Genomic DNA, 16,839 nt, shown 5'->3' with positions numbered 1-16,839 from the left:
CAACGTAAACCATTGATTTTTAAACCCTACCTTTAATCTCACTACATAGTGTTGCAAAAGACACACAAAAATTACAATAAACCCCGTAAAAACTTCCCACCCCTTTTAAGTTAAAAATATAAACACTTGAAAATTAACAACAATTATTTTTGGCATCATTTTTGTAATAGGAGTAATAACTTTAATCAATAAGGAAATAATTATGAACAAACGCATTTTAGTAATTTCATCATTACTGGCTTTAGGCTTTTTAGGCGCTAACGCACACGCAATGGACGTTCACGCGACTTTTAACGAGCTTGATAAAGACAGTAACGGCACATTAAGTGAAGCCGAAGCAGGTGAAGATGCCGTTCTACACGAAAATTTTTTACAAATTGATACTAATCAAGATGGGCAATTGTCGCTAGATGAATTCAAAAAATTTATTCAATAAACTCATTTAATAAGGAACGTGATTATGAAACAACTTATAGCCGCTTTTTCATTAATGTTTTTAGCAATTAGTGCCACCGTAATTGCATCGCCAACAAACGTGCGCTTTGCCCATTTAGATAAAGATATGGATGGACAAATATCTATTGTAGAAGCAAAGGAAGACAAAGAAGTAATGAGACAATTTGCCGACTTAGATGAAGACGGTGATGAAAAAGTCTCAAAAAAAGAATTTGAAAGCTTTAAGCCTTAATGAGTAATTACTGATTAAGCTTTACTTAAGCTTGTTACAAGTAAACTGAATTTAAAAGCATTTGCCATAATCCCTGAGGGAGTGTGTAAAAGGATTTAATGTTGGGAGTTAAATTACGGCAAGTGCTTTTTTCCTTTTTACTTTATTTTAGCCACGAACTTTTAATACATCTTTTGGAAGGAAAACCATGAAGATACTTTCCCTTGTTATAAGCATTTTAATGCTATTAAGTTTTGATGCCGCGGCACTTGATGTAAAGCAACGCTTTGATCACCTAGATAGCGACAAAAGTGGCTATTTAACACACGACGAACTTGATCCCCAACCACAACTTTTAAACACCTTTGTAAAATGGGACAAAAACCAAGATAACCAAATTTCGCTAGTCGAATTTAAAAGTTATCTAACTAACAACCTTTACTAAGTGATTTGTATGAAAAGTATTAGCTATATAACGCTGCTGGCGTTTAGTATTTTTAGCACATTTAGTTTTGCCGCAAGTAACGACATTGCAAAGCAATTTAAAAAGCTAGATAGGAATAAAGACGGTTTTTTATCACGTTCAGAAACCGCTATAGACCCGGCTTTGTGGTCACGGTTTTCAAGCTACGACAGTGACAAAGACGGTAAATTAGCATTAAATGAATATGGCTTATATGCAAGTAAGTAGTTTTATAGCTAGGTAAAAAAACACCTAGCTTATTATATTTATATCTATTAATTACGTTCAGGTTTTATTTTTAGAACAATGCGCCAAATACTCTGCATCAGTAGGTTTTGGGCTTACCATAAAATCCATTTTGAGATAAGTTAGAACAGGTTGATTACTCGTATTTTCAGTTGTCGCTTTCCAGCGCCATAAACCCACAGCAGCTGCCGCATTATTATCAAACACGCCCTCTGGGTAAGACGAGATAACCTTATACCCTTGGGCTTCACCTTGTGAATTAATTAACATAGCAAGCTCAACACAACCTGAAATACTTTTCTTTGCAGCTTCTATCGGATAGCGCGGCTCTACTCTTTTAACAACATCCCAGTATTCACCGGCCTTACTTCGCAGTTCAGGACTCGATAAATCAATAAAACTCGGCATTTTATCGCTTACTTGTTTATCAGACGTTGAACTACAGGCTATTAGCATCATACTCAAGGGGAGTAATAAATAGAGAGCTTTCATAGCATTTCCTTATTCTTGATGCTTATTTAGTTATTTGTAATATTCGTATTAAACTCATACCCATCAGATTTTATAAAGGTTCGAGCTAAAATATTACACAAACTGAAAGTAACTTTAAAGTGAGGTAAATAAGTACTTTTTTTTCAAACCTTGTAATTTTTCTCGTTACTTGAAATGTTTCATCAGTAGGAGATTCTTTTAATTTTACCTGTTACTTGAAATGTTTCGCCAGCCGGACAATTTTTTAGATATTTTTTACCTACAGGTATTGAATCAATCATGAAATCAATTCTGATATGCGTAAGTACAGGTTGTTTAACTACATTTACGTTAGTAGGCAGCCAGGCCCATGTATTTAAAGATTGAGCTGCTGCTTCATCAAATAACCCTTTAGGATATGAAGAAATTACTTTATATCCTTGCGCCTTACCCTCAGAATTAATAATAGTCATGAGTTCTACACAACCTGCAAGACCTTTTTTTGCAGCAGCTATTGGATATCGTGGTTCTGTTCTTGTGGAAATATTCCAATAGTCTTTCACCCTGTCGCGCAGCTCAACACTTGATAAATCTATATAATCGCGTATTTCAGCATTTGATACATCAGTATGGTTTAGCTTTTCTACACTTTTATCTGCAGTAGGTGTCGATCCACATGCCGCAAGTAATGAAGTTAATGGGAGTAATAAATAGAGGGCTTTCATAGCGTTTCCTTATGCTTTATTGATTGTTTTACATACTAAATAATTACATCAATTACCTATTTTGTAAACAGTTAATATAGAGAAAAGCCTTAAAATGAGGTCTATCAATTCATTGGTATTATAAAATCAAGTTTGTTAATGTAAGTAAATTAACAATAAAAATTAAGTAACTATGCCACTCAAAAAAATAATCAAACCACTCATACTAGCCAGCCTTTGCGCTAGTTCTAGTTACACTCTCGCACAAACAAAAGTAATTTATAACGCCAATGGTTATACCCCTTTATACAAAGGTGAAGTACAGCAGTTTTCTACCCTCGTTATTAAAAATGGCAAGGTAGTTAAGCTCGGTAGCGAAACACTTAAAGATAGCTACCCAGATGCCAAGCTAATTGACGCGCACGGTAATACCTTATTACCTGGCTTAATTGATGCTCATGGGCACGTTATTGGCCTTGGCGACAATTTATCGCAACTTGACGTACGCGGCGCAACATCGGTTGATGAAGTAACAAATAAACTAAAAGTATTTGCCGATAACAAACAAGGTTGGATTATTGGGCGAGGTTGGAACCAAGAGCTTTGGGCTGATACACGCTTTCCTACAGCTAAAGATTTAGACAAAGTAGTGAGCGATCGACCTGTGGTTCTTTCGCGGGTTGATAGTCACGCCATTTGGGTTAATTCAAAAGCGCTCGAACTTGCTGGTATTAACGCCCAAACAAAAGCGCCTGAAGGCGGTGAAATAATTAAAGACGAATTTGGCAATCCTACGGGTATTTTTGTAGATAAAGCAGAATCGCTAATTACCCAGCATATGCCAGCCCCTTCAAAGCAAGATATAAGTGACTCACTAGATGCAGCAGGTAAGCATTTATTAAGTTTAGGCATTACCTCTACTCACGATGCAGGTATTGATAAAGCCACATGGGAGGTTTACAAAGAGCGCGGCGACCTTGGTAATTTACCGCTACGTATTGTGGCAATGTTAAGTGGTGCAAGCCCTGATTTAAATACAATGTTAAAGGCAGGCCGATACCACGACAAAAATGACTTTATGGAAATTCGCAGTGTTAAAGTTTACGCCGATGGCGCACTTGGCTCTCGCGGAGCCGCTCTGATTGAAGAATACGCAGACAGACCTGGTCACCATGGTTTAATGCTTGAAACACAAGAAAAACTCGAAGCGCTCTTTACACAAAGCTTTAAAAGCGGCTTTAGCGCAAATACCCACGCCATTGGCGATAAAGCAAATAAAGTAGTACTTGATGCTTATCAAAATGTGTTTAAAAAAACGGGCGGTATATTACTACGTAACCGAATAGAGCACGCACAAATTGTAACGCCTGTGGATATCCCTCGCTTTAAAGCGTTAAAAATAATCCCTTCAATGCAGCCAGTACATGCCACTTCTGATATGCATATGGCAGAGCAACGCTTAACTGAAAAACAATTAAGCGGTGCCTATGCTTGGCAAACATTTTTAAAGCAAGGATCGGTTGTTGCAGCAGGCTCTGATTACCCGGTAGAGCTTGCAAATCCATTTGATGGTTTGTATTCAGCCATTACACGCATGGATCATAACAAACTACCTGAAAACGGCTGGCGCGCAAGTGAAGTACTAAGCCGCGAAGATGCATTACGTGCATTTACTCTCGGTGGCGCTTATTCAGCTCATCAAGAATTTAAGGTGGGTAGTTTAGAAAAAGGTAAATGGGCCGACTTTATTTTACTTGATAAAGACTACTTTAAAATACCTGTTGACGAGATATACAAAACAAACGTACTGCAAACATGGGTAGCAGGAATAAAACGGTACGAAAAAACCAAAACAGAAAATACTATCGATAAATAAACAAAAAGGGTTAACGCAAGTTAACCCTTTTTGTTTGTGTAATAAAACATGTTTAGCTAAACATGTTTTTCACATCTTTTAGCATGTCGTTGTACTCATCACTTGTGAATAGCTGCATAGACGGTATAACGCCTTTGTCTATATACGTTTGCAGCGCTGCTGACTTATCAGAAACCTGTAATGTTCCCTCTAAAATAGCGCCTACTCGAATAAAGTCTACGTAACTAACTTTATCAGGTTTGTAACTTGGATCTGCCCAGCTTAGAGCTACATCAACAAACTCTTTAGGAAATTCCCACGCTTGCATAATCGACGAGCCAATTTTCCCACTCAACTTTTGAATTGCGTGAGCTAAAAAGCTTGGATTTGCAAATACTTCTGGGTGGCGCTCAGCTTCTGTTAAAATTGGTAATACACCAATATTATAAACAAGCGCAGCTAATGTAATTGAATCACGATTTAATGAAGTGTGTTTATTGTTTTTTAAGTAAAATTCCATGAGTGTTATTGAATGGCTAGCAACCGTTAATGTTTTTTGCCATGCCTTACCCATGTAGCCTTTAATTAGCTCATTGTTTGATACAAATAATTGCTCCATAGCCATAGCCGTTGCAATATTTTTAATTTGGCGCAGTCCAATACGCGTCACTGCTTGATGCAAATTAGACACTTTTACAGAGCGTCCCATAATTGCACTATTAGCTACTTTTATCATACGAGCTGAAAGCGCTGGATCTTGTGAGATTACATCTGACATTTGCATTAAATTAACATCAGGGTTATCTGCAGCTTGGCGAACCTTAATCGCTACTTCAGGTAGCGTTGGTAAAACCAACGTATCGTTATTTATTCTATCGACTAGAATCGTTAATAAAGCGTTTTCTGTAGACATAAAGCTGCCGTCCTTTTGTGTTCAGCCTGTAAAGTAACTGCAAACTCAGGCAGTTAATTTTCGTATTAGTAATATAATTAGTATTGTCTAACTTACCGATAAAGTTAAGAAAATTATAGAAGTTTATTTTTATTTATAATGCTTTATCGCTCATGCTTGCCTTACAACGCCAAATACTTGCTATTTACTATTTAGTTTTGCTTTAATGCACTCACAATAAGGAAGCGTTTGTACATATTTAGTCTTTTAACTAAAGCAGTACAAATTATTAAACTTACTTTTTAACAGGCAATATAATGATCTTAAATAAAATTAGCCAAGCAATTATGCTCTCTGGTGTCGTTTTTCTTAGTGCATGTTCTGAACAAGCGCCGTCTTCTACCGACAACACAGCCACAGAGCTTGCTCAAAAAAGCAGTGCACAATCAGGCCCTGAGCTTATTAATGCAAATAACCAACGTTTAGATATTTACACCGACTTTAGCTTACAAAGTGATTTATCGCACTTAAGCGATAACCAACGAGCAATGGTTGCAAAGCTTATTGATGCTTCAAAAATAATGGATGAGTTATTTTGGAAACAATCTTTTGGCGAAAATAAAGACGCTTTTTTAGCAAAACTAAACGACGACAAAGTACGTAAATTTGCTGATATTAACTACGGTCCATGGGATCGTTTAAATGGCGATGAAGCGTTTTTATCCAGCTATAAAGAAAAACCTCTTGGCGCACAGTTTTACCCTGCAGATATAACCAAAGAAGAGTTAAATAACGCAGATGTTGAAGACAAAACAGGCCTTTACTCTGTAATTAAGCGTGATGAGCAAGGTAAACTTTATAGTGTGCCATATTCGAAAGAGTACGCCGTTGAGCTTGCAAAAACAGCCGACCTTTTACGTGAAGCAAGTAAACTTGCTGACGATAAAGAGTTTGCTAATTACTTAAACCTACGTGCTGACGCTCTACAAAAGGATGACTTCCAAGTATCTGACTTTGCCTGGATGGACATGAAAAACAACCCTGTAGATGTGGTTATTGGACCAATTGAAACTTATGAAGATCAATTATTTGGCTACCGTGCTGCTTATGAATCTTACGTACTTATTAAAGATTTAAAATGGAGCGAACGTTTAGCTAAATTTGCAGCATTTTTACCTGAACTTCAAAAAGACTTACCTGTTGATGCTAAGTACAAACAAGAAGTACCAGGCTCTGACGCCGATCTAAATGCCTATGATGTTGTTTACTACGCAGGGCATTCAAACGCTGGCAGCAAAACAATTGCAATTAACTTACCAAACGATGAGCAAGTACAGTTAGAAAAAGGGACTCGTCGCCTGCAACTTAAAAATGCAATGCGCGCTAAGTTTGATAAAATTTTAGTGCCAATTTCAGAGCAGTTAATTGTACCTGAGCAGCGTAAACACATTACTTTTGATGCCTTTTTTGCCAACACTATGTTCCATGAAGTAGCGCATGGTTTAGGTATTAAAAATACAATCACTGGTAAAGGAACTGTTCGTCAATCATTACAAGAGCACGCGAGTGCGCTTGAAGAAGGCAAAGCCGATATTTTAGGCCTGTACATGATTGAGCAATTACTTAAAAAGGGCGAAATTACAGAAGGAACTATTGAAGATTATTACACGACCTTCATGGCGGGTATATTCCGCTCAGTTCGTTTTGGAGCATCAAGTGCGCATGGTAAAGCAAATATGATCCGCTTTAACTTTTTTGCTCAAGAAGGCGCTTTTTCTAAAAATGAAGAAGGCCTGTACCGCGTTAATATGGAAAAAATGAGCATTGCAATGGCCAAGCTTTCTCGCTTAATTTTAACCTTACAAGGTGATGGCGATTACGAAAAAGTAGATCAACTAATTGCAACGCATGGCGATATAAAAGAAGAACTTGCTGAAGACTTAGAAAAACTAAGTAAAGCAAATATCCCTGTAGATGTAACGTTTAAGCAAGGTAAGGAAGTACTAGGGCTTAAGTAGTTTTAGTTAAACTTAGCTAAACCCTAAAAAAGCGTTGCAGCTTAAAACTGCAGCGCTTTTTTTAACTCTGTAATTTGTACATCTGTATACGGCACAGCTGGATACTTACCCCAAATTGGCGCAGGCCAAGCAGCATCAGTAGTAAAGCGTGCAATATGGTGAATATGTAATTGCGGCACCATATTACCCAAAGCCGCTATGTTTAACTTATAAGGGCTAAACACATCCATTAATAATTTACTTAGCTTGGCTGACTCTTTTAAATACACAATTTGATCATCCTCAGATAAATCAATTATCTCTTTTAAGTTAGCCTGCCTAGGCACTAATACAAACCACGGATATTGGCTGTCGTTCAATAAAAGTACTTTACACAGTGGCCAATCGGCAAGCTCTATACAGTCGCGTTTAAGTTCTGGCGCTAGTTTAAATTCAGGGTTAGTCATTGTTATGTCCTACTTTGTCTTTAATAATCGCCACTTTATAGCATTTAGTTGCAGTTGCACACGCTTGGCTTTACCATCAAAGCAATATTTATAATAAGCTAAGGCAACCTTGTGCTAAAAAAAATAAAACACCTCTCACTAGCCCTCCCATTAATGGTTGGCGCTATTAGTGTTCAAGCAAAACCTTTATCGTTGGAGCGTATTTTTGACGATCCGAGCCTTTCGGGTAAATCACCTGTACAACTTAAATTTTCGCCTGACGGCAGCCGTGTAACTTATTTACAAGGCAAAAGCGATGACTACAACCGCTACGATTTATGGGAATACAATCTAAAAGATAACACCAACCGTGTGCTAGTTGATTCGGCAAAGTTATTTTCAGGCCCAGAAAACCTATCTGATGAAGAAAAAGCACGCCGCGAACGCCAACGTATTTTTGGTAAAGGCATATTAGAATACAAATGGTCTAAAGACGGTAAAGCACTTTTATTCCCACTTAACGGCGACCTTTACTATTACGATTTAGCCTCTGCTAAAAGTAAAAAACTAACCGACACTGAAACATTTGAAACCGATGCACGCTTTTCACCTAAAGGTAACTACGTATCATTTATTCGAGAGCAAAATCTTTATGCTTTAGAGCTTGATTCAGGTAAAGAGATTCAGCTTAGTAAAGATGGCGGTGGCGTAATTAAAAACGGTATGGCCGAGTTTGTTGCTCAAGAAGAAATGAGCCGCATGACGGGTTATTGGTGGTCAGGGGATGAAACTAAAATTGCCTATACCCGTGTTGACGAAACACCAGTAAAAGAAGCTATCCGTAACGAAATTTACGCTGATGAAGTTAAGTTATTTAACCAACGCTACCCGTTTACAGGTACCGACAACGTTAAAATTCAACTGGGTGTTGTTAAACTTAACGATCAAAAAGTAAATTGGATTGATTTAGGTAAAGATGAAGACATTTATATAGCGCGTGCTAAATGGCTGAAAGACGGCAATACATTGTCGTACCAATGGCAAAATCGCTCGCAACATAAATTAGAGCTGCGTTTTTATAACAGCGAAACTAAAGCACAAAAAGTAGCACTAACCGAAAACAGCGATACATGGATTAACCTACATTTTGATCTTGAGTTTTTAAAAGACAAAAAGCACTTTGTATGGGCATCTGAGCGCGACGGTTTTAAACACTTATATCTGTATCGCACAAACGGTCAACTTGTTCGCCAAATTACTTCTGGCGATTGGGCTGTTGATAGCTTAAAAGGCATTGATGAGAAAAAAGGCATTGTTTACTTTGCTGGTCGTAAAGACACTCCTCTTGAGAGCCATTTATACAGTGCGCCTTTATTTAAAAAAGGCGATGCCAAACGTATCACCGAAAAAGGTCAGTACCATAATGTTGTGCTAGCAAAAGACAGCAAAACCTTTATCGATAATAGCTCATCTGATAACACACCAAATTCAGCAGCGCTTCGCAAAATAAACGGCGAATTTATTACATGGCTTGAAGAAAATAAGCTTGATAGTAACCATCCGCTTACCCCTTATTTAAGCGATTTAACAAAACCAGAATACGGCACAATTAAAGCCGAAGATGGTCAAGTTATGCATTACCGTTTATTTAAGCCAAGTAACGTAACCGATGGCAAAAAGCATCCTGTTATTGTTAATGTGTACGGCGGCCCGCATGCTCAGCGAGTAACGAATAGCTGGCGCAGTAAAAACTTGTACTTTCAGTACATGGCGCAACAAGGTTACGTAATTTTTCAACTAGATAACCGTGGTTCGTACAACCGTGGTAAAAAGTTTGAAGATGCTATTTATAAAAACCTAGGCGTGGTTGAAGTTGCCGATCAAATTAAAGGCGTAGAGTTTTTACGTACGCTTGATTACGTAGATCCACAACGCATCGGTGTTTATGGCCACAGCTACGGCGGCTACATGGCACTTATGACTATGTTTAAAGCAGGCGATTACTTTCAAGCCGGCGTATCGGGTGCTCCTGTAACCGATTGGGCTCTATACGATACGCATTACACAGAGCGTTATTTAGGTCACCCTGATACGAATGCTAAAGGGTATGAAGACAGCGCAGTATTTCCATATGCTGATGGCTTAAAAGGCCCATTAATGATTTATCATGGAATGGCTGACGACAACGTGCTGTTTACTCATTCAACTAAATTGTTTAAACAACTGCAAGATAACGAAAAACAGTTTGAAATGATGACCTACCCAGGCTCTAAGCACAGCCTACGTGGTAAACAAGTGCAAACACACTTACATCAAACAATTACAAACTTCTTTAATCGTCATTTTGATGTTAAATAAGCAAGTAAAGTAATAACAGACTAAAGGCTGATTGATAAATCAGCCTTTTTTTTGCATTAATGGGCGTTAAGCCTAGATTAAACTCTTTTTTTAGCTACGCTTATTCTATGCGCTAAAGCGCACACTTTTTGAGGATAAATGTATGCCTAGTCTACGTAGTTTTAGTATATTCCAACGTTTCTCGCTGCTCATAGCTATTGTCGTATTTGGGCTTATAGCGCTTAGTGTAGCCAGCCTAACTCACCAATATAGCTCTCTTAAAAACGAGCAGTACCTTAAAACACAAAATGTAGTAGAAACTGCGTACAGTATAATCGAGCACTTTTATGACCTTGAGCAAAATAATACTCTCACTCAACAACAAGCTCAATCGCAAGCACTTAATGCAATAAGAGCTCTGCGCTACGACAAAACCAATTACTTTTGGATTAACAATTACCAGCCAAAAATGGTTATGCATCCTATAAAACCTGCGCTTGAAGGAAAAGATTTAACCAATAATAAAGACCCTGACGGCAAAGCATTGTTTGTTGATATGGTTAATATAGTTAAACGCTCTGGCGAAGGATTTATTCCTTATAAATGGCCAAAACCAGGTAAAGAAAAACCAGTTGAAAAAATCGCATTTGTTAAAGGTTTTAATCAATGGCAATGGATTATTGGCTCAGGTGTTTATCTTGATTCAATTGACGAAGCATTTAGCGAGCAACGTAATCTAATAGTCGTCAGTGCAACAATTATGATTATTGCTGTTATTTTACTTAGCTACTTTATAGGCAAGAGCATTTTAATACCTACTCGTTTAGCAGCCGATATGATGAAAGATATTTCACAAGGTGAAGGCGATTTAACTCGTACATTAAATGAATCCGGTAACGATGAAATATCTGAACTATCACACTCATTTAATTTATTTGTTTTAAAAATGCGAGAGTCTCTTGTTCATGTATCACAAAGTGCAAACGATGTAAGCGAACATGCGCATACAGTTGATGATTCAAGTAGAACAAGCCACTCGTTTATTGAGCTTCAAAACGATAGCTCAACCCAAGTTGCAGCTGCCATGGAGCAAATGACTCACCAAATACATGATGTAAGCCGTAACGCCGAAGCCGCAGAGCAAGCAGCTAAAGATGCAGCACAAAACGCATCAACGGGTAAAAATGTGGTTGCGCAAACAATTACAGCAATAGAAACACTCTCAAGCAACATAGAAACAGTCAGTCGTGTAACAGAAGATTTAGCCAACGAGAGCCATAATATAGGCTCTGTACTTGATGTAATAAGAAGCATCTCGGAGCAAACAAACTTACTGGCATTAAATGCTGCCATTGAGGCTGCTCGCGCAGGAGAGCATGGCCGAGGATTTGCTGTTGTTGCAGATGAAGTAAGAACACTGGCCAGTCGTACAGGCCAAAGTACCGACGAAATTCAAACCATGATCACTAAACTTCAAGAAGGTGCAAAAGCAGCAGTAGAAGCAGTTAAATCAAGCCAAGCACTTTCAGTTTCTACCGTAGATCAGGCGTCATCAGCCAATACTTCACTTAATGAAATAGAACGACTTGTTTCAATTATTACCGAAATGAACAGCCAAATCGCACGTGCCACAGAGCAGCAAACTCAAGCTGCCGACGAGGTTAATTTGCGTATTAATGAGCTATCTCAATCAACTGAGCAATCATTAAATAATACTAAACAGCTTACCGATGCCAGTGATAATCTTAAACAAAGTAGCCAAGAGCTTTCAAGCGTAGTTAATCGTTTTAAATTAGATTAATCGATACCGTTCTCATTAAATGCAAAAAGCTCTGAATTAACAGGGCTTTTTTATTGCATGTAAGTTTTTAGCTTACAAACAGTAACGTGCAAACAAGCTCGTTACTGATGCAGCCGTTGGCTTGCCATGCTGCCAATCACCGCCTTCAACACCGCTTCCTGCAATGTCCATATGCACATAAGGCAAAGGTTGTGCAGAGTCGTTACCGTGCTTATCAAGCCCACCAACAATAGCCATAAACGCCATAGGGAACTGATGCCCACGAGCAGTAACAGCAGATGCTGCGTTATTGCTCGAGAGTACATCGTCAGCTAGCGTGCGTGGTTTAATAAAGTCGTAATCTTCACGGCGAGAGCGCGATACTTCTGCGCCATCGGCCCACAAATCTCCAAGGTCAGCTATTTGACGTGAAACACCAGCGCTACGAGCTGGACCGTTTTCAACATACGCACCGTAAGGACCCATTGCACGTGCCGCGTGACCCGTTAATGTAGCTACAGTAAACAACGTTGGGTTTATTTCGCCTTTAGCTAAATCTTTCATTTCGCTAAGCAGGTCGCCCATTGCTAAGCGCCCTTCTGCATCGGTATTACCAATGCGTACACGGATACCTTCGCGGCTAGTAATAATTTCATCTGGCACAAAACAATCCGAGCCAATAGAGTTACGAACAACAGCCAAGTACGATACTACTTTAACGCCTTTAGGCTGATAATCCGCAACGGCTTTCATAAAGCCCGCAACAGAAGCTGCGCCACCTTTATCGCGACTCATGCCTGCCATATGGCCACCTACTTTTAAATCTGCACCCCCTGTATCGTATACAAGACCCTTACCTACAAACATAAGTGTACGAGTAATTTCGCCCTCTGGTACATATTCAAGCTTAACAACACGTGGGTGATGGCGCTCAACTGCATACGATGCACGAGCAACAGTGCTTAGCATTGGGTAGTTTTTATCAATAGCTGCAATATCATCAATTACGTCAACTGCAATGCTTGAGCCTTTAAATAAATCAACGCAGTAATCAGCAAAACGTGGTGGAGCCATACGCTCAGGTTCGGTGCCACACAAGTCACGCGCGGCATATTGGCCTGCAGCAATTGCATTAACAGCTTTGATTGTTTGCTCGCTTGCGCCAACTAAACCAATTTGAGTAATAGGTTCAATACTTTCACCGTGATATTCACGCGCTTCTAATGGCTGCCATAAGGCTTGGCAAGCGCCTAAATAAGCAACTTCTAAAGCATGCTGATAACGGCTATCGCCATTTAAATTTGGTAAAAATAATGCAGGATTAACACTACCCGACGCTTTTGCTTCGTTAATTGCTAATTTAGCAGCATCAAAATAACGGCGAACATCGTCGTAATCTCTATTTAACGGACCCGTTGGCGCAAGTACAACGCGTTTGTTTTCAATTACTAATAAAGTAACTTGTTTACCAATACGAGAATCAACTTTTGCTTGGTCTAAAATAGCATCACGTAATGAGTTATTTGGTAATAGAGAAAAGTCATCACTAATAATAATAAGCGCATCATGAGATGTGCATTCAAGGCTTGCACTAACCGCTTGAGGGTATGCCATAAATAAAGTCCTGTTAGAAAACATAAGCCCCTATTATCGTCGATTTAAATATTGAAGACCAGCAAGGTGCGATGAGCTAATTATACAACTTGCCAATAAATGGCAACTTGGGGTTACAGGCTTTATAGCTTAATCGAGAATACTCAGTTGGAAGTTTTGTTCTGGCTCGCTTTTAATGCCAACGCCTATGCCAAGTAATCTTACAGGTTGTTGTAGCCCTCGTTGATAGGCCTTAGTAAGGAGTTGAATAAATATTTCTGTGTTTAGCTCGTGGTATGCCTGATCGGCTGAGGTTACTACAAAATTTGCAAACTTCACTTTAACACTCAGCTTATTAATACGGTTTTGTAATTGCTGTTTATTAAGCCTTAAAACTAATTCGTCTAACAATTTTGGCAGCTCATCTAAGCACTCTTGCAAACTTGTTTTGTTGTATTCGTAGGTATGTTCAACACTCAGCGACTTTCTGATGCGATCTGTTGATACTTTACCAACATATTCACCTGCACATTTTTGATAAAGCGACACACCAAAATTACCCACATGTTGCTGCATCCAGTTAACGCCTTTTTCACGTACATCCTTGCCGGTATATAAGCCTTTTAAATTTAGCTTTTCGAGCGTTACTTTACCCACCCCCGGAATTTTCCCCAGCGGTAATTGCGCTAAAAAATCATCGACCTCATGAGGCAAAACGACAAATTGACCATTCGGTTTTTTTTCGTCGCTGGCTATTTTGGCAATAAATTTAATCGGTGCAATACCAGCTGATGCAGTGAGCCCTGTGGCATTGTAAATATCGGCTCTTATTTGCTGTGCAATAAGTGTGGCACTGCCTTTACAAGCGGTGCTGTCTGTTACATCTAGGTAGGCTTCGTCTAAAGAAAGAGGTTCAACTAAATCTGTGTAGCGGCTAAATACTTCACGTATTTGATTTGAAGCTTCTTTGTATACAGCCATGCGCCCAGGAACAATAACTAAATCGGGGCATAATTGTTTAGCATGATAGTTCGACATAGCCGATCGCACGCCATATTCTCTCGCTATATAGTTAGCGGTTGAGAGCACGCCTCGTCGGCTATTGCCTCCAATAGCAAGCGGTACACATGCAAGTTTTGGATTATCTCGCATTTCTACTGCTGCATAAAAGCAATCCATGTCTATGTGAATAAACTTCTTCATCACCACAACAACAACTGGTTATTTATACAGTCATTATTATAGAATCAAATGTGATAAGCAAGCCTAGGGCCTGTTTATCTTTCGAGGTTAAATTTGCAGCAGTATGTTTGGTATTTAGGCAAGGCAGAGCCTATGTAGTGTGGTTATTCCCCATAAATAGGCGATAACGTAGCACAAATGCCAAACATACGCTGCCCGAAGGGTTCTGCCTAGGGGCAATTTACTCTTTGTTGCTCGGTTTTTACTTAGCCCACTAGGTCACAAACCTCGCGCCGCGATTAAATAGCCCCTAGATTGAACAAATTTTAATCCTGAAAGGTCAACAGGCCCTAGTTAGCGATTAAAAAAAGCGCTTATTACCTTCTTGCTCTTTATAACCGCGCAACCAAAACATAACCTCGAAAAAAAAACCTGCTAACATCAAAATAATAGCGCCTGATTCGTTACCCATTGCGTAACAGGTAAAAGAGGCTATAAAAACCAAACAAGCTAAGGACCAATTAATTATGTTCTGCATATTTCTACCTCTGTGTGTTTTTGTGTTTGTCTGTGTAATTTAACTGTAGACCTAAAATTAAATAGGTACAATCATCTTATAAAAAAACATGCCATTAATTACCTTGAGCTCGTAACCCCATGTTGATAATCTAAGCACTTTAAAATTAAGGGCCAATAAATAATGCAAACGTTTAAAGATCAGCACCCTATCCATACCGACATCACCGTAGCGTGGGCTGATATGGATGCACTACAACACGTAAATAATGTAGTGTATTTACGTTACTTTGAAATAGCCCGAATCGACTTCTTAAATAAAATAAATCTGTTCGATACAATAAGCCCTAATGGCGTGGGCCCGGTAATAAGCGAAAATAACATTCGTTATAAACGCCCAGTTACATTCCCAGATACGCTTACAGTCGGTGTTACTATTTCTGATATAAAAACAGACCGGTTTGTTATGAATTACACCGTATTTAGTCACGCACAAAACGCTATAACAACCACAGGCACTTCAAAAGTGGTTATGTTTGATTTTGAAACAGGCCAAAAAGCCCTCATTGCAGAGCCTCTTTTATCGGCGTTAGTTAGCTACTCTCAAGACGAGCAATAAGGAATTCTCATGCAATACAGCCCACTTGGCAGCAGTGGTATTAACGTTTCAAGAGTATGTTTAGGCAGTATGACTTGGGGTAAACAAAATACTCAAAGCGATGCTGATGAACAAATAGCCTATGCGCTAGAGCAAGGCGTAAACTTTATTGATACAGCCGAAATGTATGCAGTACCGCCCTCTCCAGAGACCTATGGTAAAACTGAGGAAATTATTGGCGATTGGCTATCGCGTAATCAGCAAAAGCGCAGCGATGTGGTACTTGCTACAAAAATTGCAGGCAATGGATTATCGTGGGTACGTGATGGTGGCAATATTACGCGCCAAACGGTAATAGAAGCCGTAGACGATTCACTTAAGCGCCTTAAAACCGACTACATTGATTTATATCAGCTGCATTGGCCAAACCGCTCTACCCCGCACTTTGGCAGACAATGGCCCGGCACTCTTAAATTTACCGACGTAAATACACAAGAGCAGCAAGCTAGTATGCTTGATATTCTAGAGGGCCTTAATGAATGTGTTAAAGCAGGTAAAATTAAGCACTGCGGTTTATCTGACGATACGCCATGGGGTATAAGCCAGTTTTTAAGTTTGGCCAAAGAGCATAACTTACCGCGTATGGTATCTATTCAAAATGAGTTTAGCCTAGCGCACGCTAAAGATTGGCCGTATTTAATAGAACAATGTGTTCATGAAGATATTGCGTATTTACCATGGTCACCTCTAGCGGCTGGTTTATTAACGGGTAAATACTTAAACGGCGCGCGCCCAGAAGGATCTCGTTGGACCTTCATGCAGCGCAACGGTATTTTTAGAGATACACCCAATGCAGAGCAAGCCACTAAGCAGTATGTTGAGCTGGCTCATGCAAACAATATTACTCCAGCACAACTAGCACTCGCATGGTGCAACCAAGTAGATGGCGTAACCTCTTCAATTATTGGTGCAACAAGCATAGCCCAATTAAAAGAAGATATTGATGCATTTAACATCACGTTAAGCGACGAAATTCTTAGTGATATTAACACTATATTTAGAAACCATCCGATGCCTTATTAAGCATGTATG

At 39.1% G+C, this 16,839-nt stretch carries 16 protein-coding genes; 10 read left to right on the top strand and 6 right to left on the bottom strand.

The annotated features are described in order from the left end of the window. Window positions 1-202 precede the first annotated feature (202 nt). From I6F66_RS04640 to I6F66_RS04625, 4 genes are all read left to right on the top strand, one after another. The gene (locus I6F66_RS04640) at window positions 203-436 is read left to right on the top strand and encodes a cag pathogenicity island protein Cag25 (RefSeq protein ID WP_007581561.1); all 234 of its coding nucleotides are present in this window, start codon (window positions 203-205) and stop codon (window positions 434-436) included. 24 nt (window positions 437-460) lie between these two features. Further along, window positions 461-688 carry a hypothetical protein gene (locus I6F66_RS04635; protein WP_007581559.1) on the top strand — a complete coding sequence of 76 codons (228 nt, stop codon included), beginning with the start codon at window positions 461-463 and terminating at the stop codon, window positions 686-688. Between the two features lie 187 nt (window positions 689-875). Then, window positions 876-1,112: a hypothetical protein gene (locus I6F66_RS04630; RefSeq protein WP_007581558.1), complete on the top strand. Its 237-nt coding sequence runs from the start codon at window positions 876-878 to the stop codon at window positions 1,110-1,112. Window positions 1,113-1,121: 9 nt separating this feature from the next. Beyond that, window positions 1,122-1,358 (top strand): calcium-binding protein, encoded by a 237-nt coding sequence (locus tag I6F66_RS04625; protein WP_024598659.1) that lies wholly within the window; start codon window positions 1,122-1,124, stop codon window positions 1,356-1,358. 57 nt (window positions 1,359-1,415) lie between these two features. On the opposite strand, the gene I6F66_RS04620 is transcribed toward I6F66_RS04625, so the two are convergent. Together I6F66_RS04620 and I6F66_RS04615 are read right to left on the bottom strand one after the other, a co-directional pair. Beyond that, complete coding sequence (locus I6F66_RS04620; RefSeq protein ID WP_197159635.1) at window positions 1,416-1,868, bottom strand: energy transducer TonB; 453 nt, start codon at window positions 1,866-1,868, stop codon at window positions 1,416-1,418. A gap of 182 nt (window positions 1,869-2,050) precedes the next feature. Further along, a complete protein-coding gene (locus I6F66_RS04615) occupies window positions 2,051-2,572 on the bottom strand; it encodes an energy transducer TonB (protein ID WP_197159634.1) in 522 nt (173 codons plus the stop codon). A gap of 172 nt (window positions 2,573-2,744) precedes the next feature. Between I6F66_RS04615 and I6F66_RS04610 the strand changes: the two genes are divergently transcribed. Then, on the top strand, window positions 2,745-4,427 hold the full coding sequence (locus tag I6F66_RS04610) for an amidohydrolase (protein ID WP_197208830.1): 1,683 nt from the start codon (window positions 2,745-2,747) through the stop codon (window positions 4,425-4,427). A gap of 52 nt (window positions 4,428-4,479) precedes the next feature. On the opposite strand, the gene I6F66_RS04605 is transcribed toward I6F66_RS04610, so the two are convergent. Continuing rightward, window positions 4,480-5,319: an HDOD domain-containing protein gene (locus I6F66_RS04605; protein ID WP_165739626.1), complete on the bottom strand. Its 840-nt coding sequence runs from the start codon at window positions 5,317-5,319 to the stop codon at window positions 4,480-4,482. Window positions 5,320-5,615: 296 nt separating this feature from the next. Between I6F66_RS04605 and I6F66_RS04600 the strand changes: the two genes are divergently transcribed. Then, window positions 5,616-7,316 (top strand): Zn-dependent hydrolase, encoded by a 1,701-nt coding sequence (locus tag I6F66_RS04600; protein ID WP_197208829.1) that lies wholly within the window; start codon window positions 5,616-5,618, stop codon window positions 7,314-7,316. Window positions 7,317-7,357: 41 nt separating this feature from the next. On the opposite strand, the gene I6F66_RS04595 is transcribed toward I6F66_RS04600, so the two are convergent. Then, the gene (locus I6F66_RS04595) at window positions 7,358-7,762 is read right to left on the bottom strand and encodes an HIT domain-containing protein (protein WP_165739623.1); all 405 of its coding nucleotides are present in this window, start codon (window positions 7,760-7,762) and stop codon (window positions 7,358-7,360) included. A gap of 111 nt (window positions 7,763-7,873) precedes the next feature. Between I6F66_RS04595 and I6F66_RS04590 the strand changes: the two genes are divergently transcribed. After that, window positions 7,874-10,099: a S9 family peptidase gene (locus tag I6F66_RS04590; RefSeq protein WP_165727617.1), complete on the top strand. Its 2,226-nt coding sequence runs from the start codon at window positions 7,874-7,876 to the stop codon at window positions 10,097-10,099. 142 nt (window positions 10,100-10,241) lie between these two features. Further along, on the top strand, window positions 10,242-11,879 hold the full coding sequence (locus I6F66_RS04585) for a methyl-accepting chemotaxis protein (protein ID WP_007581540.1): 1,638 nt from the start codon (window positions 10,242-10,244) through the stop codon (window positions 11,877-11,879). A gap of 72 nt (window positions 11,880-11,951) precedes the next feature. Here the strand turns inward: I6F66_RS04585 and I6F66_RS04580 are convergent, their stop codons facing one another. Both I6F66_RS04580 and dinB read right to left on the bottom strand, forming a co-directional pair. Then, the gene (locus I6F66_RS04580) at window positions 11,952-13,472 is read right to left on the bottom strand and encodes a leucyl aminopeptidase family protein (protein WP_197112398.1); all 1,521 of its coding nucleotides are present in this window, start codon (window positions 13,470-13,472) and stop codon (window positions 11,952-11,954) included. Window positions 13,473-13,601: 129 nt separating this feature from the next. Beyond that, on the bottom strand, window positions 13,602-14,654 hold the full coding sequence (gene dinB, locus I6F66_RS04575; RefSeq protein WP_024590076.1) for a DNA polymerase IV: 1,053 nt from the start codon (window positions 14,652-14,654) through the stop codon (window positions 13,602-13,604). A gap of 679 nt (window positions 14,655-15,333) precedes the next feature. Between dinB and I6F66_RS04570 the strand changes: the two genes are divergently transcribed. Both I6F66_RS04570 and I6F66_RS04565 read left to right on the top strand, forming a co-directional pair. Beyond that, entirely contained in the window at window positions 15,334-15,768 is a 435-nt protein-coding gene (locus I6F66_RS04570; RefSeq protein WP_010553137.1) for a thioesterase family protein, read from the top strand. A 9-nt stretch (window positions 15,769-15,777) separates the two neighbouring features. Further along, window positions 15,778-16,830 (top strand): aldo/keto reductase, encoded by a 1,053-nt coding sequence (locus I6F66_RS04565; RefSeq protein ID WP_165739615.1) that lies wholly within the window; start codon window positions 15,778-15,780, stop codon window positions 16,828-16,830. Window positions 16,831-16,839 lie beyond the last annotated feature (9 nt).

This window comes from Pseudoalteromonas sp. NZS100_1, from assembly GCF_015864285.1.
GTDB classification, from domain to species: domain Bacteria; phylum Pseudomonadota; class Gammaproteobacteria; order Enterobacterales; family Alteromonadaceae; genus Pseudoalteromonas; species Pseudoalteromonas arctica.
Note: the sequence above shows the minus strand (reverse complement) of the source record. Positions and strands in the feature narration are given on the sequence as shown.